Here is a 21,765-nt window from a genome sequence, read left to right on the forward strand (position 1 = left end):
TTTTTGATAGGGAATGTCATTTGCCATCCTAGAGGGTAGGATAAAATTTCAGTAAAATTCTTATTCGTTTTTTACTCGTTTGACATAGTTTTCAATTGGGTAGTTTAGAGGGTCCAAGGTCAACTCCTTTTCTTGGATCAGTTGAGCCAGATGGTAACCAATGATAGGACCAGTTGTGAGGCCTGAAGAACCTAGTCCACTAGCAGCATAGACACCTGACAATTCTGGAACCTGCCCAAAGAAAGGAGAGAAATCGCTGGTATAGGCACGGATTCCCACTCGTTCACTTCTGGAAGTCGCTTCCGATAAAACAGGATAGTGGGGCAAGGCTGCCTCCTCCATTTTCTGGAGTAAGGTTTCATCTACCGTCAAATCAAATCCCATGTCATTTTCATGAGTAGCGCCTAGGGATAATTTCCCACCTGCAAAAGGAATCAAATCCCACTCCCCTTCTGGCATAACAACAGGGTAAGCTTCCATGTCTTGGGCAAGTTGATAATCTCGGAGTTGCCCCTTTTGGGGACGAACATCTACTTCATAACCTAAAGGTTCTAACAGGTGTCCCAACCAAGCTCCCGTCGCCAAAATAACTTGATCAAACACCTCTTCGCCAATCTGGTAGCCTGATGCTAAAGGTGTCAGAATTGCTTTTTCTTTGACCAGCTTGACCTGACTGGCTTCCAGTAAACGAGTCACTAAAAGTTGGCCATCTACTCTCGCTCCACCAGAAGCATAGAGTAAGCGACCAAATCCCTGCAAACCAGGGAATAATTCGTTAGCTGATGCTTGGTCCAGAATGGCTAATTGCCCTATCAAAGGAGATTCTTCTCTACGCTGGAGGGCTAGTTGATAGAGTTCTTCCAACTTAGTTTCATCCTTTTTCAGGAGAAAGACTCCCGAACGCTGGTAAAAGTCGATTTCTTGTCCTGACTTCTCTAAATCAGCTAATAAATCCACATAAAAGTCAGCCCCCAAGCGCGCCATTTTGTACCAGGCCTTATTGCGGCGTTTGGAAAACCAAGGGCTGATAATTCCTGCTGCGGCCTCGGTAGCTTGACCTTGTCCATGGTCAAAAACGGTCACCTCTAGGTCACTTTCTTTAGAGAGGTAGTAGCCAGCTGTTGCACCTACAATCCCTGCTCCGATAATGGCAACTTTTTTCATTGTTTTCACTTTCTAACTAGATATGGTGGAAAGGATTTGTCGATGCTTGACTAGGCACAATATCGATTGTCCAGCCCTTTTCTTCCTTCCATTGAGTAAGGAGTGCTGCGATTTTTTCCACAAAAAGCACTTCGATATAGTGGCCTGGGTCCAATGCTAATAGGCCATCAGACAGCATATCCTGAGCTGTGTGATAGTAAATATCACCAGTGATGTAGACATCTGCCCCCTTAGCTAAAGCATCCTTATAGAATGACTGCCCGCTACCACCACATACGGCCACTCTTGAAATAGGCTTCTGCAAATCACTCTCTTGATAATGCACTAATCGAAGACTATCTAGGCCAAAGACTTGCTTGACATTCTGGGCCAATTCCCCAAATGTCTGAGGCTGAACATTTCCAATACGACCAATTCCACGTTCAGGACCTGTCTCCTGCAGATAAGTCGTCTCCTCGATACCTAGCATCTGACAGAACCAATCATTGAGGCCATTTTCAACGATGTCAATGTTGGTATGGCTGACATAAACTGCAATGTCATGCTTGATGAGATCAATGTAAATCTGATTTTGCGGACGGCTAGCGACCAAGTCCTTGATGGGACGGAAAATAGGCGCGTGCTTAACGATAATCAAGTCCACACCCTTTTCAATGGCTTCAGCCACCGTCTCTTCACGAATGTCGAGGGCAACCATGACCCTTTGAATATCCTTGTCCAATGTGCCGATTTGCAGACCACGACTATCGCCCTCCATGGAAAATTCCTGAGGGCAAAAGCCTTCATAAGCTTGTATCACTTCACTTGCTAGCATGGAGAACCTCCTTGATGGCTAGAATTTTATCTACTAGAACTTGACGTTCTTCCAGATTTTTGTCTGGGATTTGTCCAAGGGCAAACTCTAGCTTAATAGCTTCTTTTTGCCATTTTTGGACAAATACTGGATTGACTTCTTTGGACAAGAAAGGTCCAAAGCGGACATCACTGGCTGATAGCTTCATTTGTCCTGCTTCCACCACCAAAATCTCGTAAAACTTGCCAGCTTCTTCTAAGATGCTTTCGGCTATAATCTGAAAACCATTGGCTTGCAACCAGATACGCAAGTCGTCTTCACGATTATTAGGCTGGAGGATTAAACGCTCTATATTAGCTAGCTTGTCCAAGCCTTCTTCTAAAATCCTAGCAATCAAACGACCACCCATACCAGCAATGGTAATGACAGACACTTGGTCTGACTCTTCAAAGGCTGCCAAGCCATTGGCTAAACGAACCTGGATTTTCTCCTTTAGGCCGTGAGCCTCAACATTTTTGACAGCAGACTGATAAGGTCCCTCCACAACTTCACCTGCAATGGCACTTTTGATTTGTCCTCTCTCAACCAACTCGATAGGCAGATAAGCATGGTCACTTCCCACATCTAGCAAAATGGCTCCCTGTGGCACAAAGGAAGCCACTAATTCTAATCTCTTTGAAATCATCTTCTCTCACTTTCCAAAACTCTATTACCTCTTATTATACCACATTTCAACTAGCACTTCTGCACCTAAAAAGACCGCAATCCACAGATTGCAGCCTTTCTTTATTTTCTGGCTTGATAGCGACTAGTCAGGATGAAAATCACGGTAAAGACCAACATCATGACCCCATAAACAGGTAAGGTTTGTTCTGTAAGTGTCGCAATTTCAAGCAGTTTTTGAATTCTTGGGAAGAGAGCTGTGGCTAGGAAGCCTCCTACTGACCAAACAATCAAAAGGACACGCCATAGTGTAAATGGCATGCAGGCTCTAAATACGGATAAGAAACCAATTGCCCCCAAGAGATAATAGAGTAGAGTTGAGATTTCTAACTCAGACCAACCTTGGCTCGTTCCAAATATTTTCACAAAAAGAACGCTGAAGATGACCATGAGAGCACTTGGTAGAGCACGAAGCATGGATCTTCTGAGGAAGTTTGGCTCGACAGGTTTGATATTTCGCTCAAAAGTCAGAACGAATGGTGGGAAACCTTCCACGAACTGGTCAATCATGGTAATCTGAATTGGAATAAAGGGGAAAATCAAGATCCATTCAGACCGTCCCAGAAGAGCACTGGCGATACAGATAACTGCGAGCAAGAAAGAATAGATGGTCTTTATCAAGAAAATCGGGGCGATGTGGGCAATGTTATTGACCACGCGACGACCTTCAAAGAGAATCTCAGGAACATCATTGAAGTCAGAGTTCAAGAGAACCAGATTGGCAATCTGACGAGTCGCGGGATCTCCCTCAGCCATCACGATAGAACAATCCGCCTCACGAAGGGCCAGAATATCATTAACTCCATCCCCTGTCATAGCTGTTGTATGCCCCGCTTTTTTCAGCGTTTGGATGATGAGTTTCTTTTGATGAGGGGAAACACGTCCGAAAATAGCTGTCTCTTCAGCTATAGCAATCAATTCCTCATCCGTAATTTTGGAGCAATCTACATAGCTGTGGTAGTCCGCAAAACCAGCCTTCTGGGCAATGCTGGATACCGTAACTGGATTGTCACCAGAGATAATCTTGAGCCCCACTTCCTGAGAACGGAGATAGTCCAGCGTCTCTGCTGCTCCCTCGCGAATCGGGTCCAAGATTTCCAGCAAGGCTAGAGCCTGAATATCAGATGGTTTCTGTGGCTTGTGATGGTCCAGTTTTTCCTGACTGAGAGCTAAGACCAATACACGTGAACCTCTCTCCAAGGCCTCTCTGGCTTCTGGGACCTCAGAATCCAGCAACATCTCAGGTGCACCTAAGAAAACTGTTCCCAAACCTTCCAATTCCATTGCTCCCCACTTGCGGTCGCTTGAGAAGGGAAGATTAGAGAGCATAGGATAGGCTACTTGGCCTTGGAAACGCTGGCGAATGGCTTGGGCAGTTGGATTTTTATCCTCACTGTGGGCTATGTAGCTGGTCAGGATGCTGGCAATAGTCTCTTCACCATAAGTTGCCGTCAGCGGAAGAACAGCCTCTACCTGCATCTTTCCTTGGGTGATGGTACCCGTCTTGTCCAGACAGAGCATATCCACACGAGCCAAGGTCTCAACAGAGTACATCTCCTGCACCAAGACCTTTTTCAAGCCCAACTTAATCACTGCAGTCAAGAGCGAAGTAATGGTCAAGAGGGCAATTCCCTTAGGCAACATTCCCAGTAGGGCTGTCGACGAATTTACAACGGATGACTTGAGGGGCAAACCTTTCAACATCAAGGCTTCCAGCAAGAGAGCCAGACCAAAAGGAATGATAATCTTCCCAGTAAAACCAGCTAACCTGTCCAGCGATTTCATGATACGAGAGTTGATTGGTTTAACGGTCTTGGCTTCCAGCATGAGTTTGGAAGCATAGTTGTCTACACCGACATGGTGAACTTGAGCTAAAACTGCCCCACTGGCTAGGAAACTTCCTGACAAAAGCAAGGCATCCACTTCCTTTTGCACCAAATCACTTTCCCCTGTTAACATGGCTTCATTGACTTCCGCAAAGCCTTCCAAAACCAAGGCATCACTGGGAATCTGCTCTCCTGCAGACAAACGAATGACATCTCCTAACACCAATTCTTCAGGATTCAGAGCCACTTCTTGGCCATCACGGATGGTTTTGACCTTTTCCTTGGTCATGAGATTGAGCTTGTCCACCATGTGTTTAGCCCGCAGCTCGGTCACAATTCCAGAAAAAGCGTTAAAGCAGATAACGGCAAAGAAGACCAGATTGCTCCAAGCCTGCACAAAGGCAAGGGCCAAAGCAATGGCAAAGTTTAAAGCGTTAAAAAGGGTAAAGACATTTCGTTTAACGATTTGCCAAGTGCTGGTACTGGCCGAAGCAGTAAAATCATTGACCAAGCCCTTAGCCTGTCTTTCCTTGACTTCTCTTTGGGTTAATCCCATAATCTTATTTTTATCCATAAATTCTATCATATCATTTTTTCTAAAAGAATTCTAATCTCATCCCAAATATGGACCTGGTCAAGGGAAAAGTTTGCCAGCCCTCCTTTGATAAGGTATAATAATAACAAGAAAAGAATCGAAGGAGATCGCATGTTTTATACTTATTTACGTGGATTGGTTGTCTTGCTCCTATGGTCCATCAATGGCAATACCCATTATCATAATACTGATAAAATTCCTAATCAAGATGAAAATTATATTTTAGTTGCGCCTCACCGTACCTGGTGGGATCCTGTTTACATGGCCTTTGCGACCAAGCCAAAACAATTTATCTTTATGGCCAAAAAAGAACTCTTTACCAACCGTATCTTTGGTTGGTGGATCCGTATGTGTGGTGCTTTTCCTATCGACCGTGAAAATCCTAGCGCCTCAGCCATCAAATACCCTATCAATGTCCTTAAAAAAAGTGATCGCTCTCTCATCATGTTTCCAAGTGGGAGCCGTCACTCAAACGATGTCAAGGGTGGAGTTGCCCTGATTGCCAAAATGGCCAAGGTCCGTATTATGCCGGTTACCTACACAGGTCCTATGACCTTGAAAGGCTTGGTTAGCCGCGAACGTGTCGATATGAACTTTGGAAATCCAATTGATATCTCAGATATCAAGAAAATGAATGATGACGGCATTGAAACAGTCGCCAATCGTATCCAAACAGAATTCCAACGTTTGGACCAAGAAACGAAACAATGGCACAATGATAAAAAACCAAACCCACTCTGGTGGTTTATCCGCATCCCTGCTCTCATCCTTGCCATTATCCTCGCTATCCTAACCATCATCTTTAGCTTTATCGCAAGCTTCGTATGGAATCCAGATAAAAAGAGAGAAAACCTTGGTTAAACAAATACAACAATCCCTTGGCAAAAGCCAAGGGATAATTCTTTTACTTGATTTTCCATTTTTGGGCCAACCAGCTGGAAAAAGCTAGAAATCGCTCATCCACTTGTTCATGGTGTCCATAAGGATCAAAGACAAACTGACCGTTCGGATAGCGTTTCTGAAGACTGATATGAATCTGCTCAGCATAGACTGGTGCTTGAGCCAGACGATTGCTATGATTAACTCCTTCTGTTTGACCGTTCTGTAAATACAGCAAACAGTCCAAATTTTCCACATTTTCTTCCTTGCAGTAGGTCACAAAATCAGGATACCAAAAGGAACCGCAGATAGAAAAGACACAGGAAACCTTGTCAAAGCTGAAAAGACTGTAGACTGCCGCTAAACCACCTAGTGAGTAACCCCCATAGGCAAGGCGATTTTTATCCAAGCGATAAAGCGACTGCAACATGTCTAAAAGACCTCCAAATAAATGACCATGATAGGCATTTGCCTGACCACCAAAATCTGGAGCCCCATCTCTCAGAGCAGATGCCTTCCAGGGAGTGTAGTCGTCTAGGCGATTTTTAGAGGTCAAGCCCACTAAAATCATAGATTCAGAAAGGGACGATAGGAAATCCAAATTTCCATCATTCAATAAAATAGCCGGATAGGTTTGATTGGGGTCGTAGTTAGAAGGAAGGCTGATTTTGACTTGAATTCCTTCCCAATCAAACTCATTATTTATTGATAAAGTCATTGATTTTCTCAAGGGAATCAATCACTGCTGGACCATAGTCCATCAACTCATCGTAAGAGATGGTCATGATTTTTTGATTCTTAATAGCAGGAACGCTTTCCAAAACAGCATTTGCCTTCATCAACTCTACTGCTTTTTCATCCAATTTTTTATTTCGATCGCTGGTTACATAGATAATCAATTCAGGATCCATTGACACGAGGTTTTCCAAGGTCAAGCCTGATGTCCCCGTAGCAACGTTTGTATAACCAAGTTGGTTCAGCAAACTTTCTTGCAAAGCAGACTTGTAGGCACCGAAGGTTTCATCATTATACGCAACCATAATCAAAGCCTTTTTCTTTTCACCTTGGCTTGCTGGGTTTACTTTCTTAACAGCGTCAATTTTAGTTTGTAATTGAGCTGCGTATTCATTAGCCTTGTCCTGAACATTAAAAATCATTCCAAGATTTTTAACATCTTCTACAATATTTCCTAAATCTTGCTGAATCGTTGAGAGAGAAGCTTTTTGAGTATAAACTGGGATTTTGTTTTCATTCCAAGTACTAACTGTCCCCAAGGATTTTTCAGAAAACATCATGTTTCGCCCCATCACAGCGTCTGGCTCATAAGAAAGGACTGTCTCTTGTGAGACTGTTTTTTTATCCCCAATTTGAGGAATCGTCGCAATCGCGTCCTTGTATTTGTCCGTCACAGCATTGTCAGGGTTGAGCATGCCAGCAATTTTATCTTTCAAACCTAGTTCCAATAAGATTTCAGTGGTTGAAAGATTGTTTGTAATAACTTTTTCAGGTGCCTTGTCAAAGACTTGTTCAACTTCATTTCCTTTAGCGTCATAGGTTTTGACAGTTAGTGGATAAGTCGTCTCTGTGCTCGCCTTTTGACTTGTTTCTGTGCTAGATTGTGTGGTAGCTTTTTCTGTAGTATTACCACACGCTGCCATGGTTAAGGTAGCTACTGTTACCAGTAAAATACTTAGTGTTTTTTTCATCTTGTTTTCCTTTTCATTCTTATAAATAGTGAATCATGGCTTGCTGATCCTCGGTCCAAGTCACCTGACTTTGAACTCCGTATACAGTTTGCAATGACTCAGGGGTGATGGTCTCCTTTGGAGTCCCTTGGTAAAGGATTTCTCCCTCTTTCATCAGATAGAGATAATCCGAATAGCGACAAGCAAGTTGAATATCATGTAGAACAGCTAGAACATTGACCTTGAGATTTTTCACAATGGCCAACAAGTCTAGCTGATACCTGATATCCAGGTGATTGGTTGGTTCATCCAGGAGCAAGAGAGTCGGTTCTTGCGCCAAGGCGCGGGCTAATAAGACTCGTTGTTTCTCCCCCCCTGACAGAGACGAATAGAGACGAGTTTTCTTCTCGAGCATATCCACCTTAACGAGGGCATCTTGAACGAGGGCATAATCTCTTTCCCTTTCCTTCTGTAAAAAAGAGAGGTGGGGAGTTCTACCCAGCAAGACGATTTCCTCAACTGTACAATCAAACTGCAATTGATTAAACTGGGTGACAACTGCCATTTGCTTAGCTGTTTCTTTGAGTGACCAATGCTCCAGCGGTTTTCCATCTAGGCTTATCAAGCCTTTATCCGCCTTTTCCTGACGATAGAGGAGTTTAAGCAGGCTGGTTTTTCCACTTCCATTTGGTCCTAGTATCGTGTGAAATTGATTCCCTTCAACTTTAAGAGAAACTCCCTTGAGGATTTTTTTCTCTCCCAGTCCAAAATGGATATCCTTACAAATCAAGTCCATGTCAGACCCTCACCTCCCTTCGCCTACCTCCAACAATGTAGATAAAGAAGGGAGCACCTACCAAGGCTGTGAAAATACCAATAGGAAGCTCTGCGTTTGGAATGATGATACGAGAGAGTACGTCTGCCCAAATGACAAAGAGGGCACCTAGCAAGGTTGCAACAGGAAAAAGCCTCTTGTAATTCGTTCCTACTAATCCTCGAGCTAAATGTGGAGTAATCAGACCGACAAATCCAATAATCCCACAGGTTGCTACTAATACTGCTGTCAGCACAGCCACCATGGTCACATAAAGATACCAATAAAAACGTAAGGGAATCCCCAAAGTTAAAGCAGCCTCATCTCCCATCATCATCGCATTGAAAACACGATACTGAGTAGAGAAAAATAGAAAGGCTATTCCTACTACTATAGTTGGCAGGACCAAGTCTGCCCAGGAAGTCCCAGCGAGCGAGCCCATGGTCCAAAACTTAATGGTCATCACACTGTCCGCATTAGCTCCGACTGAGATAATAAAGTTGGAAAATGCCAGAAAGAGAGCGTTGACCACCGTTCCTGATAAAATCAGACTGGAAGTCGTCATCCTTCCCTGCATAGAGGCAATGATGAGGACAGCAATTGTTGCCAAAATAGCTCCAAGAAAAGCTCCAAGGCTAATCACCAATTTTAAACCAAGAATGATGCTCAAGGTTGCCCCTAGAGTTGCACCCGCAGATATTCCTAAGACATAAGGCTCTGCGATGGGATTGTTCACTGTAGACTGCATCACGCTACCACACATAGAAAGACCAGCCCCCACTATCAAACCTAGCAATACTCGGGGGAATCTCATGTTCCATACAATGGCAAGAGTGGACTTGGAAACCTCTCCTACCTCAAGAGGAAACCCCAACCTGCTCAAAATAATCCGATAGGTATCGCCTAGATCAATCGCAACGGATCCCATTGAAACTGCTAGAAAGAGGGAAATTCCTAAAACACCTAGTAAAATACCTAAAAGCAATACAAATTGCAGGTCCTGTCGGCTTCCAGAAAATTTGGAAAGCATGCAAACCTCCTTTGATAGAATCTTAAAAATTTAGAAAATTCTCATGAAAAGTATACCATATTTTTAACTATGGAACAAGATGAGAAAAATGAATATAGTTGGTCTTACAGTACTAATAATCGTAACCGAAGATTATACTTGAGTATATCGAGGTAAAGTGACAACATAAAAAGCCCTCTGAAAATAGAGAGCCACCTGTTTATATAATTAGTGAGAATCTTTATGTCACCAATTCTCCCACTGGGTTTCAATCTTGACATCACCATAGTTGCTTGGTGAGTACTTACTGTCATAAATCGAACACCAATCTTTCAAGACTTTCTGGTTGACGATTTCGTCGTAGTAGGAATCCAAATCCTTGGCAGTGATACCATACTGCTCTAGGTAGGATTTCACCTGAGCTTCGTCTTCGATATAGCTATCCTCATTTCCTGATAATACTATCTGAATTGACTTTGTGATCATTTTAGTTTTTTGGCTATACTTACTAATCATCCATAACTTCACATCCCCAGATATTTTCTTCTCAAATGAAACAAACAGCTCGTTAGAATAATTTTTGAAATTAAAATCAATAGATATATTATTAAAGTTTTGAGGGTTGCTTTTACTAGTATACAATCCAAATGGATTTTGAGAGATATTAGGATCATCACTTGGCCAATCCGGTCTGATTTTAAACCCATCTATATGCCTTAAAACATTATTTGTGCGATAAGTCTTCTCCGTTTCTTGGTAAATCTCATCAAAAATGTTTTTAGGTTGTTTAGGAAAAAAGTAAAAACAAACTGATACAAGTAATACTACTATTGTTAAAACACCTAGGATTTTCTTCATAGATTTCCTCCTACTCCGCCACGGCTTCCAAGCGATTTAAAAACTTGGACACACCTGGATAGTTACTTTCAATATATGCTTTAATAGCGTCTTCCCCTTTTTCCATAACCTCTAATGGGAGAATACTAGCATAGATAGTGCTTCTAACCTGCTTCCAATCTTTATTTTTCAAAAATTCTCTTTCTCTCACAGAAGAATCCTTTTGAAGGTCAGCATAGTAAGAAGATATAGCTTGGTCATAGGATTGCCCATTTTGCATACGGCTGATAAGGTTGACCGAGTCTAGGTCTGCCTTGTAGTCATCCTCGCCAATACTTGGTTTCTTATCCGTAGCATTTTTAGTCGTGTCTCCCTCCCAACCTGAAAGGTCCTTGACATGCTCTCGACCGCCATAGAGATCGGCTAACTGAACTTGATTAGGATTAAGATGAGTCGCCATCGTAATAGACTGGTGAGTAAAGTCTGCGTGACCTGTCACCAATTCTCCCACTGGGTTTCAATCTTGACCTCGCCATAATTACTTGGCGAGTACTTGCTGTCATAAATGGTGCACCAATCTTTCAAGACTTTCTGGTTGATGATTTCGTCATAGTCCTTCTCTAATTCTTCTTTGGAAATATTATTTTTTCTTAAATATTCTCTTACTTTTTCTTCATCATCAATAAATTGACCTGGTTTCCTTGGCTCTTCAAAAATCGCAAGCTCTTTTTTTAGCACTTTCTTTTTTATATTATAGTGTGCCGAATACCATAGGGTAATATTCGAATTAGTTTTCCTTTCAAAACGAATCGACACCCCCTTTATACCTTTTCCAAAATTAAGGTCAATGGTTATATCACTATAGCCTTTGGGAAGAGTTTCATACTTTCCAAAAGGAGTATAAGATATATTTGGGTCATCACTTGGCCAACCTGGACTGATTTTAAACCCATCTATATACCTTAAAATATTATTTGTACGATATGTCTTCTCTGTCTCCTGGTAGATTTCATCAAAAATGTTTTTAGGTTGTTTAGGAAAAAAGTAAAAACAAAATAATACAACTATTAAGACTAAAGCTAATAAACTGAATATTTTCTTCATCATCTTCCTCCTAATCTGCCACAGCTTCCAAACGGTTTAAAAATGTCGATACTTCTGGATAGTTACTTTCGATATACGCTTTAATGGCATCTTCCCCTTTTTCCATAACCTCTAATGGAAGAATACTGGCATAGATAGTGCTTCTAACCTGCTTCCAATCTTTATTTTTCAAGAATTCTCTTTCTCTCAGAGTCGAATCCTTTTGAAGGTCAGCATAGTAAGAAGTTATGGCTTGGTCATAGGATTGCCCCTTCTGCATGCGGCCGATAAGGTTGACCGAGTCTAGGTCTGCTTTGTAATCATCCTCACCAATGCTTGGTTTCTTATCCGTAGCATTTTTAGTCGTGTCTCCTTCCCAGCCTGAAAGATCCTTGACATGCTCTCTACCACCATAGAAATCGGATAACTGGAAACTGCTAGGATTTAGATGGGTTGCCATAGTAATGGACTGGTGGGTAAAGTCTGCATGGCCCGCTCCGTTGTTAGAATAGGCCTTCAGTTTGCTATCCCAAAACGTATCAAAATCAATCCCAGTTCCATAAATTTTTTCAAATGATTTTTTATAAGAAGTGTAATAATTTGAGCCTTTTTTTGCATCAGCAGTCTTAATAGCATCGATACTTCCATATTTGCCCCCAGCCATCTCATGTTGCAGTCTAAGATTATAAATCAATTTCTTTGCATCTGTTTCATCTTTGATTCCAAGTACTTTAAAAATTTCAAGAAGCGTTTTTTCTACTGTTCTTGATTTTCCTGTAATCGAACTGCCAACAGTCACATTATAAAAATAAGTTTTCAAATGCCCCGCCGTTTCGTTCCACTGAAACTCGTTATAGTAGGCTGCACCGACGACTCGCAAAAAGATATAGTCACGGAACTCTTGACTTGAGGTTGGGAACTTCTTATCTATTCCTTGTTTGATTGTCAAGAGCTGCTGGGCAGTCTCTGCATCAAAACCGTATTCTGCCATCATGGTCTGGACAAAGGCCTTATCTTGACGACTGAGTTTCATATCCTTTGTGTCAGAATAGGCAGATAGGTAGTTGGCCCAAGTCAGGTCAGATGGAATTTTAAAGACCCCTGTCTTTGCATCCCAACTCGTTTCGATCTGAGCCAATCCACGACTCAGTTGCACATCGATACTGTCTAGATCATCGAACAGTCCTCCTGAAAAGCTATCATAGGCACGCAGGTCTCTCAAAATCGTTTCATAGACGCGTTTATTGGCATGGTGTCCTCGCATGAGTTCCACATTACTGCGTCTCAATCTTCCCTTTTCTTCACTATCCATGGTCAAGCTAGAAAGGAATTGGTTGACTTCATCTAGATAAGCAATCATTTGCTCTTCCTGGCGGATCTTATCAAGTAGATCATCCTCCCGCCAACTCTTGCTGTCGACCATCGTTTGGTAGTCTTCTGGTAATTTCTTGATGGCTTGAGAGAAGGTTTCCGCATAGAGCTGTCCCCCTTTGCTCAAGGGCAATAAGACACTTGCAAAAAAACTTCTAGCCGAATTATAAGCATCGCCCTTTAGACTCTCTGTATCCTCTGAAAATTTTTGAATGGCTGATTGCAAGTCTTGATAAGCCTCCACCTGAGATTGGCACATGGTCGCTACACTCGAACTTTGTAGTTGTGATTGTTCTAAGTACATATCAATGCCCATGTCGTTTTTCCTCCTCTCTTTCTAGTTCTTTGCGTCTTTCATAGTAAACCGCATCCAAGTCTCCCTCTAACCGGAACTTTTCTTTTTTCAAATCATCCATGCGGTAGCTGAGCTTCTCAAGAATTTGGTTTTTAAGTTGGTTTCTTTGTAGGAGTGTTTCTTCCAACTGTCCTGCATATCGGCTCTGATAGGCCGCCTCCCACAAATCATTTTGATAACGGTGACTAGCTCTATCATACCCTTCAAAGGTTTCTATCAGTTCTTTGGTGCGATATTTCTCTTTTCCATTGTCTTCTAGCTGGTACAAGAGTTCTCGCTCTCTTTTCTTCAACTCATCCAACTTGCTCATGCATGACTCCTAAAACCATTGGCACCCGCTTCATCTAACGCCTCAAAATCACTCGCTATAGAGTGCAGTCGTTCGGAAGTCAGGGTAACGGCTGCCGAAATCTGACTAGCTAGATTTTGAGACTTTGTCAGACATTGATGGGCTTTGTTATTCCCTTGAAGGGTCGTTCGATCATCTTGACTAGCCACAGCAATTGCTGTTAACGATTGACAAGCATTTTTCAGCTGACTCGCATATGTTTGCGCAATATTTAGATCACTTTTTACTGTTGACATGACTGTTCTATCCTTTTTCTTAATCCCTTGTGATAGGTTTACTTTATTTAGCTATATAGACCTATTATACCATGTTTTGAATGCAAGCCCTAATTTATTCTATATTTAGATAATAAAATAGTTTTATATCTAAAAAGCTACCTAATTAGACTAGCTTCATTATCAAGACATGCTCAATTGAACTCGGCCTAAGCACTTGGCAAAAAAGATAAAATCTCCAAGAAACTGAAGTTTCTTCGTCAATTTTCCTATTTTTGCTTTGTGCTTTTGACGGCCTTTGTATCTTGTTAATTGAACTCGGCCAAGCACTTGGCAAAAAAGATAAAATCTCCACGAAGGGAGAAAATCTGGTTTATTTTACCTTATAGTGCTAGGAACCGTAACCGAAGATAATACTTGATCATACCAAGGTAAGGTGACAACGTAAAAAGCCCTCTGAAAATCAGAGAGCTGATTTGAGCCCGGGCTAAAATCCTAGTGAAACAAAAAATCTACACGGTCAGAAAAGTCTCTATCGTGCCATTTTCATACATGATGTATAGTCCAAGTAGAATGAATACTAAGGGCACAATGATTCGCTCGTATTTTTCAATTGTCTCGAATATTAACGGAATAGAGGATAACACCCGACTAATCTCGCATAAGATAATTATACCGATTACAAACACAAGCAACGCCACGAGGGTCTGTGACCAATCTAACGAAGCAAAATAAGGTATATAGATACCTAAATTATCTCCGCCAGACGCAATTGTTAGCAATGTAACTGTCCAAAACAGTTGATTTGCCTTGCTTTGTTCTAATCTTTCAATAATTTCTTCCTCTTCTTCCTCTTCTTCCTCACCTTCTCCAACAATTGCAAAGCGAATCCCTAAATAGATAGGGATTAAACCAAGCAATCCAACCATCCATTCTTCAGGCACGAAATTAACGATATAAGCAGCAACTAAACTCGCCCCTACAAGTAAGCCTGTGCCTAGATATTGTCCCGCATAAATATGCCATTTTTGTTTATTCTGTGATAACTGTGCAAATAAAATAAATAAAATAATTAAATAATCGATACTGGTGGAAATATAAACACCAATAGCAGATATGATTGTCTGTCCCATAAAAACCTCCTGTATTAGTCAGTAATAAATCAGCAGATTTTAGGAGAGCACAGACACATTAATTTAGCTATCGCTAGTGGGTAATGTCGAACATAGGAAAGCATTTTACTCCTCCTCAAAACGTAGTTACAAAGTAATTTCTAACTGGAATTCGGTGACTACTTCCATGTAAAGTATAACATACTATACTTTACTTCGTAAAGTGTGGGCTCTCCGAAGGGGCTTGCAGACAGCTACTCGGCTTTTCAAGCCGAGTAGCTGCGCACCCTTATGGTGTCATTAGCTGATACCATTTGAGGTTTTTGTAATCTCCAAAATTGTGACCGATAAAACGTATCAGCCATCATAAGAGCATTAAGTCGGGTTTTTGTAGTCTCCAAAATTGTGACCGATAAAACTTCTACGGTTTCAGGCATCTTTCCTGTTTCGTTTTTGTAGTCTCCAAAATTGTGACCGATAAAACGTTACCCGAAAATAAATTTCCTCCAGCTTCGTTTTTGTAGTCTCCAAAATTGTGACCGATAAAACCTCAATAAAAAAGCCCTTTGAAGTCAGAGAGCTGATTTGAGCCCGGGCTAAAATCCATACAAAAAAGCTACCCAATGGAGTAGCTTCTTTATCAAGATATGCTCAATTGAACACGGCCTAAGCACTTGGCAAAAAAGATAAAATCTCCTAGAAACTGAAGTTTCTTCGTCAATTTTCCTATTTTTGCTTTGTGCTTTTGACGGCCTTTGTATCTTGTTAATTGAACACGGCCTAAGCAAGCAGATAAAAACAAAAAGCCCTCTGAAGTCAGAGAGCTCCAGTCTTGCTGGATAAAACGTTTATAGACTAGGCGGACGAGGCGAAGATTGTACTAATGGTACATCAAGCCGAAGCCAACGAAGTATAGAAACGTTTTAGACGCAAGATTAGCGACGAAGTCCTAGAGAGTTGATTAACTCACGGTAACGGTTAACGTCGTTTTTACGCAAGTATGCAAGCAAGTTACGACGGCGACCGATTTTCTTCATCAATCCACGGTAAGTAGCGTGGTCTTTTTTGTGTTGTTTGATGTGTTCGTTAAGGTGGTTGATTTCCCAAGTAAGGACAGCAACTTGAACCTCTACTGAACCTGTATCACCTTCGTGACGTGCATATTGTGCGATGATTTCATTTTTTTTCTCTTTTGAGATTGCCATGATGTTTCTCCTTTTTATTTGGCTTCATCCGAGTGACAGGTTGGCATGCCTGCAACCAAGAAGAAGTTATTTGTCTTTACGACAGTTCTTATTCTACCAAGAAGCAGAGACTTTGTCAACTGATTTACTTTTTAAAAACTTGACCTACTCTACTGATTTCAGGGCTTCAAGCATATCCACCTTTCTCAAGTGGTGATTGACAAAGAAACCCAGTAAGGCTAAAATCACAGTCACTGCGACGATTGGAAGAGCAGAGACTTCCCAGCTGACCTGTGGATAAAAAAGTATGGTGGCAGGTGAGATCATTTGAATCAAAAATTGATGTAAATAGTAGCCGGCTACCAAACCGAGAACAATCCCCACAAAGGAAAGCACCATGGTCTCGCGGTAGATATAGAGGGTCACTTCTTTATTATGGAAACCGAGAACCTTGATAGTGGAAAGTTCACGGATACGTTCTGCCACATTGATATTGGTGAGATTGTAAAGAATGACAATGGCTAGCAAGACGGAAACAAGGACAAGGATTGCCATGGTTTTATTGAGAGAATTGGCTACAGATTCAAAAAGGTGGATAGCCGTTGCATTTTGGACCACCCCAGAAACAGCAGTTTTTTTCATAAAGACCGCAGCTTCTTTCTCCGTATTGGATGGTGTTGGCTCTTTTAATTTTACTAGGTAGGTATTGTCTTTCGGACTGGTACCGTAGACTTGTTCGTATGTCGCTCGGTTGAGATAAACAAAGTGTCCAACATAGTTTTCAGAAATAGCCGCGACCCTGATTTCTTTCCCATCAAGCTCCAGCTTGTCTCCAACCGTAACACCTGCTAGTTGAGCTAATTTTTGACTCACGACTGCTCCATCTGTGACCTGCACCTCTTGGCCATTTTCCTCTAATGCGATAAAGGGGTTAAAATTTTCTCTGCTTGTAACCATTATGGTGATAGTCTGAAGTCCTGCTTTTCCTTTGAAATCTTTTTCAATGGATTTAGAGTAAATCTTTTGATAAGCATGGATAGGCTCAGCTTGCAAGGCACTTTCTAGGTCTGCTTTTTCTTGCTCCGTTACACTGCTCTTTTCCGCTACAATCATCTGGTATTGCTGGATTTGTTCAAATTGACGCTCGACAACTCCTCCCACAGAAGACTGAATGCCAAGACCTGCAAATAGGAGAGCAACCGAACCCGCAACTCCAAAAATGGTCATCAACATCCGTTGCTTATAACGGAAAATATTTCGCGCCGTAACCTTATGAGTGAAGCTCAAACGACTCCAAATAAAGCTCAAGCGTTCCAGCAAAATCTTTGATCCTTTAACGGGAGGTTTGGGCAGCAAAAGTTGGGCTGCTTCATCGTGCAATTCCCTCCGTGCCACTAGATAAGCTGGCAAAACACTGGATACCCAACTCAAGGCTAGAGCAAGAAGGCTATAAGACCAGTAGAAATACTCCTGACTTTTCCCAACGACCATTCCAGCTGTTATAACATCCGAAATCACGCCTGCAAGGAGATAATGTCCTAGAAGCGTTCCTAAAACGGTTCCCACAGTTCCTGCAAGAAAACCATAGAGGACAAACTTGGCAACAATATCTTTATTCTGGTAACCTAGGGCCTTGAAAATACCAGCATTGGTACGCTCTTCATCCACAAAGCGAGTCATAGTTGTAAAGGTTACCATTGCAGCGACCATATAAAGCACCACGGGAAAGATATTCCCAACAGAACGAATACTTGCTGAAGCGTTATTGTACATGAGATAGCCTTGACCACCTGGCATGGTTTGGCGGTTGTATACATGGTAAGTAGGCTCTGCCAGTTCATCAAGCTCTTTCTGGTGTTGTTCAAGCTTCTCTTTTTCCTTGGCTAGATTACTCTCTGTCTGAGCCATTTTTTCTTTTTCTGTAGCCAATTCTTCCTTAGCTTTTGTCAATTGCTCCTTGGCTTGACTCTTTTGAGGCTCAGGCAAAGCGGTCACTTGTTCTTCTTGCGTTTTCAATCGACCTTCAGCCTGTTCTAACTGACTCTTGCCTTTTTGAAGGTTACTTTCAACTGTTTGGAGCTGCTCTTTTCCATCTTCCAAGCTCTTTTGCCCATTTGCTTTGATACTTGCCAATCTTTTTTGACCATTATCGGCAAGCAAGTTTTGTAAGTCTTCCTGGTGTTGATCTCGTTTGCTTCTATAGTCTGATGAAAAAGCATCCAAATTTTTTAAATCATCATAGCGCACACGCGCAATGCTATAAACATCTGAGTCAAACTGACTGGGTAAAATCACTCCATAGCCAGCCAAGCTTCCATTTCCACTACTAGCTCCTCCTAAATCTTCTTTAGAAAGGATTTCACCCGACTGAACAAATCCAGTAATGGTGAAAGATTGGGATTTTATGACGGGCTTCCCTTCTTCTTTCTTGCTAAAGATGATAGTCTGCCCAATCTGATAGCGGTCTTTCCAGAAATCTGCCAAGGAAATTTCCCCATCAGCCTCTGGCAGTCGCCCTTCTGTCACTTGAAAAGTTGAAATTCCCTCTGGCTTAGAATACAGTCGAACCGCTTCTTCACTATTTTCAACGGTTAGGTCTGCCATATAGCCAAACTCAACACTTGCTCCTTGAAGGGTCTTTAGTTCGTCTCGATCCTCTTTGTCCAAGCCATAATCAGCTATCACTGCCAGATCCAAGGTATTTGCTTTACGAAGATAATCCTCAGCAGTACGTTCCATATTGGGGCTAGTCACTTTGAGACCTACTAGGGCTAAAGACCCCAGCATCATCAAGGTCAAGATGGATAAAAAGCGTCCCTTGGAAGCAGTCACCGACTGGAGCAAGTCTTTTCGGTATGTTTTTTTCATGCTAATACTCCAATGTATCGATAGCCTGTGGATTCTCATTGATTGTTACTCTCATAACAGTGGCATCACGCATGTGAATCACGCGATCAGCTATAGGAGCTAGCGAGCTATTGTGAGTCACGATGATTACCGTCGCTCCCTTTTGACGAGACATGTCTTGGAGAATCTTCAAGACTTGCTTGCCTGTCTGATAATCCAAGGCTCCAGTTGGTTCATCACAAAGGAGGATTTTTGGATTTTTGGCTACTGCGCGTGCAATGGAGACTCGCTGTTGCTCCCCTCCAGAAAGCTGGGCTGGAAAGTTATTCATCCGATGAGCCAGACCTACATCTGTCAAAACCTGCTCAGGATTCAAGGCATCTGTCACGATTTCAGAAGCCAACTCCACATTTTCCTTAGCTGTCAGATTGGAGACCAGATTGTAAAATTGAAAAACAAAGCCTACATCTTCACGACGATAGTTTGTTCGTTGGTGCGAACTATAGTTGGCAATATTGGCACCATCAATCCAAATCTCCCCCTCATCATTGGTATCCATACCTCCTAGGAGATTGAGAACGGTTGATTTTCCAGCACCTGAAGCGCCAAGAATAATGACCAGCTCCCCTTTTTCAATTTCAAAATTCACATCGCGATTAGCCACAATCTCCGTATCCCCAACCTGGTAACGCTTGTAGCTGTGTTTCATTTCAATATAAGCCATCGTCCTTCTCTCTTTCTTACAAACAAGTCACTCTTTACTATCATTATAACGCTTTTTCGAAGAGTTGGATACTAGAATAAAAAGAAAAACCTAGGTATTCCTAGGCTTTCTTTTTACAAATTATTTTCCAAGGTAGTATTCAGAAACAACGTTCAATTTTTCGTCGAATTCGAATACCAATGGTGGGAAGTTAGGGATTTCCACGTCCATGATCTCGTCATCTGACAAACCTTTGATGTGTTTTACAAGGGCACGGATTGAGTTACCGTGAGCTCCTACGAATACGTTTTTACCATCTTTAAGAGCTGGAGCGATTTTATCTTCCCAGAATGGAAGGGCACGTTCCAAAGTCACTTTCAAGTTTTCAGCATCTGGAATAACTGAATCGTCAAGTGAAGCGTAACGACGATCAGTGTGAGCTGAGTGCTCATCATCACGGTCCATATATCAAATTTCATTTCAGATTCTAGATTAATTTACTGTCTAACCCCAGAAAGCATCTTCTACTGCTTGATCTGATGAAAAGAGCCAAACTTCCTTGATTTTTCCATCTTCTATGCGGAAAAGATCAATACCGTTCATGTTGAGTTCCTCACCATCTGGGCGAGTTCCGACAAAGGTCACACTGGCTGCTACAAGGTCAGTATTATCAGATACCCAGTTAGTCAATACTTTAAAGGTACCGTTTGTTTTTTCTGAAAATTGAGCTAAGTGGACTCCAAGAGCTTCTTTTCCAACCACTGTACCAGAAGTACTATTCTGACCTGGCTGGTGCCAGATGATATCATCTGCCATAGTCTCAAAAACAGCTGGAAAATTACCTGTTATAAGACCATTGTTATACGCGTTAAAAATTTCTAAATTTACTGACATGAGTTACTCCTCGTTTCTTTTATTTATGATATAATTTTATCATCTACTAACAAAAAAACAAGTAGACACTTTATTATTATTTAGTATCAAATAAGATACTATTATTGACAAATAAGAGAATATTTTTTAAAAAAATTTGGAGGAATAATGGTAACTAAAGTCAGTGAATTTGGAATTTGCCCTTTTGCCACAACACAGCGTGTACTAACAGGTAAGTGGGCTCTAGTCATCATCTATCAACTCAGTACGGGAACTAAGCGGTTTAATGAACTACAACGGCTGATTCCTGGCATTACCCAAACCATTCTAACACGACACCTCAGACAGCTCGAAAAGGATAAAATCGTGGAGCGTAAGGTCTATGCTGAAGTTCCTCCACGGGTCGAATACAGTCTAACTGAAATGGGGAGAAAATTTCAAGATGTCCTAGATGCCATTGAAAGCTGGGGACTGGAGTATATCGAAATTCTAAACTGATTATCTCCTCTATTCGTCTCACCTTATAAAGTGAGACAAATAGAGAGACACTTCACAAAAAAAAGGCAGAATAAATCCTGCCTTTTATCATTTATAATTATTTTCCAAGGTAGTATTCAGAAACTACGTTCAATTTTTCGTCGAATTCGAATACCAATGGTGGGAAGTTAGGGATTTCCACATCCATGATTTCGTCATCTGACAAACCTTTGATGTGTTTTACAAGGGCACGGATTGAGTTACCGTGAGCTCCTACGAATACGTTTTTACCATCTTTAAGAGCTGGAGCGATTTTATCTTCCCAGAATGGAAGGGCACGTTCCAAAGTCACTTTCAAGTTTTCAGCATCTGGAATAACTGAGTCGTCAAGTGAAGCGTAACGACGGTCAGTGTGAGCTGAGTGCTCATCATCACGGTCCATGTTTGGAGGCAATACATCGTATGAACGACGCCAAATGTGAACTTGCTCATCACCAAATTGTTCAGCAGCTTCAGCTTTGTTTTTACCAGTCAAACCACCGTAGTGACGTTCGTTCAAACGCCATGATTTTTCAACTGGAACCCACAATTGATCAGAAGCTTCAAGAGCCAAGTTAGTTGTTTTGATCGCACGTTTCAATACTGAAGTGTAAGCTTGGTCAAATTCGATACCAGCTTCTTTGATCAATTTACCAGCGTCAATCGCTTGTTGTGTACCTTTTTCAGACAAATCAACATCAGCCCAACCAGTGAAAAGGTTAGCTTTGTTCCATTCAGACTCACCGTGGCGAGCAAAAACCAATTTTACCATTAGATGGATTCTCCTTTAAATTTTCCGAGGTTTCCCCTCGTTTATCTATTCTATTTTACA

22 protein-coding genes and 1 pseudogene are annotated in these 21,765 nt (G+C 41.7%); 2 read left to right on the forward strand and 21 right to left on the reverse strand.

What is annotated here, in order from left to right; genetic code table 11:
* Positions 1-60: 60 nt before the first annotated feature.
* From LG372_RS03110 to LG372_RS03125, 4 genes are all read right to left on the reverse strand, one after another.
* Positions 61-1,164 (reverse strand): NAD(P)/FAD-dependent oxidoreductase, encoded by a 1,104-nt coding sequence (locus LG372_RS03110; RefSeq protein ID WP_225742106.1) that lies wholly within the window; start codon positions 1,162-1,164, stop codon positions 61-63.
* A 16-nt stretch (positions 1,165-1,180) separates the two neighbouring features.
* Positions 1,181-1,978: a Nif3-like dinuclear metal center hexameric protein gene (locus LG372_RS03115; RefSeq protein ID WP_225742107.1), complete on the reverse strand. Its 798-nt coding sequence runs from the start codon at positions 1,976-1,978 to the stop codon at positions 1,181-1,183.
* On the reverse strand, positions 1,965-2,642 hold the full coding sequence (locus LG372_RS03120) for a tRNA (adenine(22)-N(1))-methyltransferase (protein WP_225742108.1): 678 nt from the start codon (positions 2,640-2,642) through the stop codon (positions 1,965-1,967). Before LG372_RS03120 ends, LG372_RS03115 begins: the two co-directional genes overlap by 14 nt.
* A 101-nt stretch (positions 2,643-2,743) precedes the next feature.
* A complete protein-coding gene (locus LG372_RS03125; protein ID WP_225742120.1) occupies positions 2,744-5,080 on the reverse strand; it encodes a cation-translocating P-type ATPase in 2,337 nt (778 codons plus the stop codon).
* A 132-nt stretch (positions 5,081-5,212) separates the two neighbouring features.
* On the opposite strand from LG372_RS03125, the gene LG372_RS03130 reads away from it, so the two are divergent.
* Positions 5,213-5,962, forward strand: a complete 750-nt coding sequence (locus LG372_RS03130; RefSeq protein ID WP_225742109.1) for a lysophospholipid acyltransferase family protein — start codon at positions 5,213-5,215, stop codon at positions 5,960-5,962.
* 43 nt (positions 5,963-6,005) lie between these two features.
* Here LG372_RS03130 and LG372_RS03135 read toward each other — a convergent pair whose 3' ends face one another.
* From LG372_RS03135 to LG372_RS03210, 16 genes and pseudogenes are all read right to left on the reverse strand, one after another.
* Positions 6,006-6,698, reverse strand: a complete 693-nt coding sequence (locus LG372_RS03135; protein WP_225742110.1) for an alpha/beta hydrolase-fold protein — start codon at positions 6,696-6,698, stop codon at positions 6,006-6,008.
* Positions 6,679-7,686, reverse strand: coding sequence for an ABC transporter substrate-binding protein (locus LG372_RS03140; RefSeq protein WP_225742111.1), 1,008 nt, complete (start codon positions 7,684-7,686; stop codon positions 6,679-6,681). The genes LG372_RS03135 and LG372_RS03140 overlap by 20 nt, the downstream gene beginning before the upstream one ends.
* 19 nt (positions 7,687-7,705) lie before the next feature.
* Complete coding sequence (locus LG372_RS03145; RefSeq protein WP_049491618.1) at positions 7,706-8,461, reverse strand: ABC transporter ATP-binding protein; 756 nt, start codon at positions 8,459-8,461, stop codon at positions 7,706-7,708.
* A gap of 1 nt (position 8,462) precedes the next feature.
* Entirely contained in the window at positions 8,463-9,509 is a 1,047-nt protein-coding gene (locus LG372_RS03150) for a FecCD family ABC transporter permease (RefSeq protein ID WP_049491616.1), read from the reverse strand.
* A 225-nt stretch (positions 9,510-9,734) separates the two neighbouring features.
* Complete coding sequence (locus LG372_RS03155; protein ID WP_225742112.1) at positions 9,735-10,346, reverse strand: TipC family immunity protein; 612 nt, start codon at positions 10,344-10,346, stop codon at positions 9,735-9,737.
* Between the two features lie 10 nt (positions 10,347-10,356).
* Complete coding sequence (locus LG372_RS03160) at positions 10,357-10,824, reverse strand: hypothetical protein (RefSeq protein ID WP_225742113.1); 468 nt, start codon at positions 10,822-10,824, stop codon at positions 10,357-10,359.
* Positions 10,821-11,429 carry a TipC family immunity protein gene (locus LG372_RS03165; RefSeq protein ID WP_225742114.1) on the reverse strand — a complete coding sequence of 203 codons (609 nt, stop codon included), beginning with the start codon at positions 11,427-11,429 and terminating at the stop codon, positions 10,821-10,823. Before LG372_RS03165 ends, LG372_RS03160 begins: the two co-directional genes overlap by 4 nt.
* A 10-nt stretch (positions 11,430-11,439) precedes the next feature.
* Complete coding sequence (locus LG372_RS03170) at positions 11,440-13,095, reverse strand: T7SS effector LXG polymorphic toxin (RefSeq protein ID WP_225742115.1); 1,656 nt, start codon at positions 13,093-13,095, stop codon at positions 11,440-11,442.
* On the reverse strand, positions 13,085-13,444 hold the full coding sequence (locus LG372_RS03175) for a DUF3958 family protein (RefSeq protein ID WP_049487353.1): 360 nt from the start codon (positions 13,442-13,444) through the stop codon (positions 13,085-13,087). The genes LG372_RS03170 and LG372_RS03175 overlap by 11 nt, the downstream gene beginning before the upstream one ends.
* Entirely contained in the window at positions 13,441-13,719 is a 279-nt protein-coding gene (locus LG372_RS03180; RefSeq protein WP_070479865.1) for a TIGR04197 family type VII secretion effector, read from the reverse strand. The genes LG372_RS03175 and LG372_RS03180 overlap by 4 nt, the downstream gene beginning before the upstream one ends.
* A 491-nt stretch (positions 13,720-14,210) precedes the next feature.
* Positions 14,211-14,831: a CadD family cadmium resistance transporter gene (locus LG372_RS03185; protein ID WP_049551327.1), complete on the reverse strand. Its 621-nt coding sequence runs from the start codon at positions 14,829-14,831 to the stop codon at positions 14,211-14,213.
* Positions 14,832-15,745: 914 nt separating this feature from the next.
* Positions 15,746-16,015, reverse strand: coding sequence for a 30S ribosomal protein S15 (rpsO, locus tag LG372_RS03190; RefSeq protein ID WP_001018251.1), 270 nt, complete (start codon positions 16,013-16,015; stop codon positions 15,746-15,748).
* Between the two features lie 144 nt (positions 16,016-16,159).
* Positions 16,160-18,868 (reverse strand): ABC transporter permease, encoded by a 2,709-nt coding sequence (locus tag LG372_RS03195; RefSeq protein ID WP_225742121.1) that lies wholly within the window; start codon positions 18,866-18,868, stop codon positions 16,160-16,162.
* Positions 18,864-19,565, reverse strand: coding sequence for an ABC transporter ATP-binding protein (locus tag LG372_RS03200; protein ID WP_225742116.1), 702 nt, complete (start codon positions 19,563-19,565; stop codon positions 18,864-18,866). The genes LG372_RS03195 and LG372_RS03200 overlap by 5 nt, the downstream gene beginning before the upstream one ends.
* 120 nt (positions 19,566-19,685) lie before the next feature.
* Positions 19,686-20,009: pseudogene (locus LG372_RS03205) on the reverse strand (2,3-bisphosphoglycerate-dependent phosphoglycerate mutase); the annotation flags it as partial.
* Between the two features lie 39 nt (positions 20,010-20,048).
* A complete protein-coding gene (locus LG372_RS03210; protein ID WP_004262393.1) occupies positions 20,049-20,438 on the reverse strand; it encodes a nuclear transport factor 2 family protein in 390 nt (129 codons plus the stop codon).
* A 147-nt stretch (positions 20,439-20,585) separates the two neighbouring features.
* On the opposite strand from LG372_RS03210, the gene LG372_RS03215 reads away from it, so the two are divergent.
* On the forward strand, positions 20,586-20,915 hold the full coding sequence (locus LG372_RS03215) for a winged helix-turn-helix transcriptional regulator (RefSeq protein WP_004262396.1): 330 nt from the start codon (positions 20,586-20,588) through the stop codon (positions 20,913-20,915).
* Positions 20,916-21,012: 97 nt separating this feature from the next.
* Here the strand turns inward: LG372_RS03215 and LG372_RS03220 are convergent, their stop codons facing one another.
* Positions 21,013-21,705: a phosphoglycerate mutase gene (locus tag LG372_RS03220; RefSeq protein WP_000240129.1), complete on the reverse strand. Its 693-nt coding sequence runs from the start codon at positions 21,703-21,705 to the stop codon at positions 21,013-21,015.
* Between the last annotated feature and the right edge of the window lie 60 nt (positions 21,706-21,765).

It is taken from the genome of Streptococcus sp. Marseille-Q5112, from assembly GCF_916700555.1.
Classification (GTDB): Bacteria; Bacillota; Bacilli; order Lactobacillales; family Streptococcaceae; genus Streptococcus; species Streptococcus symci.

Bases quoted from the DNA above. Each gene is read 5' to 3' on its own strand.
- LG372_RS03170 (WP_225742115.1), bottom strand. From the start codon at position 13,095: ATGGGCATTGATATGTACTTAGAACAATCACAACTACAAAGTTCGAGT.
- LG372_RS03215 (WP_004262396.1), top strand. From the start codon at position 20,586: ATGGTAACTAAAGTCAGTGAATTTGGAATTTGCCCTTTTGCCACAACA.
- LG372_RS03175 (WP_049487353.1), bottom strand. From the start codon at position 13,444: ATGAGCAAGTTGGATGAGTTGAAGAAAAGAGAGCGAGAACTCTTGTAC.
- LG372_RS03120 (WP_225742108.1), bottom strand. From the start codon at position 2,642: ATGATTTCAAAGAGATTAGAATTAGTGGCTTCCTTTGTGCCACAGGGA.
- LG372_RS03200 (WP_225742116.1), bottom strand. From the start codon at position 19,565: ATGGCTTATATTGAAATGAAACACAGCTACAAGCGTTACCAGGTTGGG.
- LG372_RS03180 (WP_070479865.1), bottom strand. From the start codon at position 13,719: ATGTCAACAGTAAAAAGTGATCTAAATATTGCGCAAACATATGCGAGT.
- LG372_RS03145 (WP_049491618.1), bottom strand. From the start codon at position 8,461: ATGGACTTGATTTGTAAGGATATCCATTTTGGACTGGGAGAGAAAAAA.
- LG372_RS03220 (WP_000240129.1), bottom strand. From the start codon at position 21,705: ATGGTAAAATTGGTTTTTGCTCGCCACGGTGAGTCTGAATGGAACAAA.
- LG372_RS03115 (WP_225742107.1), bottom strand. From the start codon at position 1,978: ATGCTAGCAAGTGAAGTGATACAAGCTTATGAAGGCTTTTGCCCTCAG.
- rpsO (WP_001018251.1), bottom strand. From the start codon at position 16,015: ATGGCAATCTCAAAAGAGAAAAAAAATGAAATCATCGCACAATATGCA.
- LG372_RS03165 (WP_225742114.1), bottom strand. From the start codon at position 11,429: ATGAAGAAAATATTCAGTTTATTAGCTTTAGTCTTAATAGTTGTATTA.
- LG372_RS03150 (WP_049491616.1), bottom strand. From the start codon at position 9,509: ATGCTTTCCAAATTTTCTGGAAGCCGACAGGACCTGCAATTTGTATTG.
- LG372_RS03185 (WP_049551327.1), bottom strand. From the start codon at position 14,831: ATGGGACAGACAATCATATCTGCTATTGGTGTTTATATTTCCACCAGT.
- LG372_RS03135 (WP_225742110.1), bottom strand. From the start codon at position 6,698: ATGACTTTATCAATAAATAATGAGTTTGATTGGGAAGGAATTCAAGTC.
- LG372_RS03210 (WP_004262393.1), bottom strand. From the start codon at position 20,438: ATGTCAGTAAATTTAGAAATTTTTAACGCGTATAACAATGGTCTTATA.
- LG372_RS03110 (WP_225742106.1), bottom strand. From the start codon at position 1,164: ATGAAAAAAGTTGCCATTATCGGAGCAGGGATTGTAGGTGCAACAGCT.
- LG372_RS03140 (WP_225742111.1), bottom strand. From the start codon at position 7,686: ATGAAAAAAACACTAAGTATTTTACTGGTAACAGTAGCTACCTTAACC.
- LG372_RS03125 (WP_225742120.1), bottom strand. From the start codon at position 5,080: ATGGATAAAAATAAGATTATGGGATTAACCCAAAGAGAAGTCAAGGAA.
- LG372_RS03130 (WP_225742109.1), top strand. From the start codon at position 5,213: ATGTTTTATACTTATTTACGTGGATTGGTTGTCTTGCTCCTATGGTCC.
- LG372_RS03155 (WP_225742112.1), bottom strand. From the start codon at position 10,346: ATGAAGAAAATCCTAGGTGTTTTAACAATAGTAGTATTACTTGTATCA.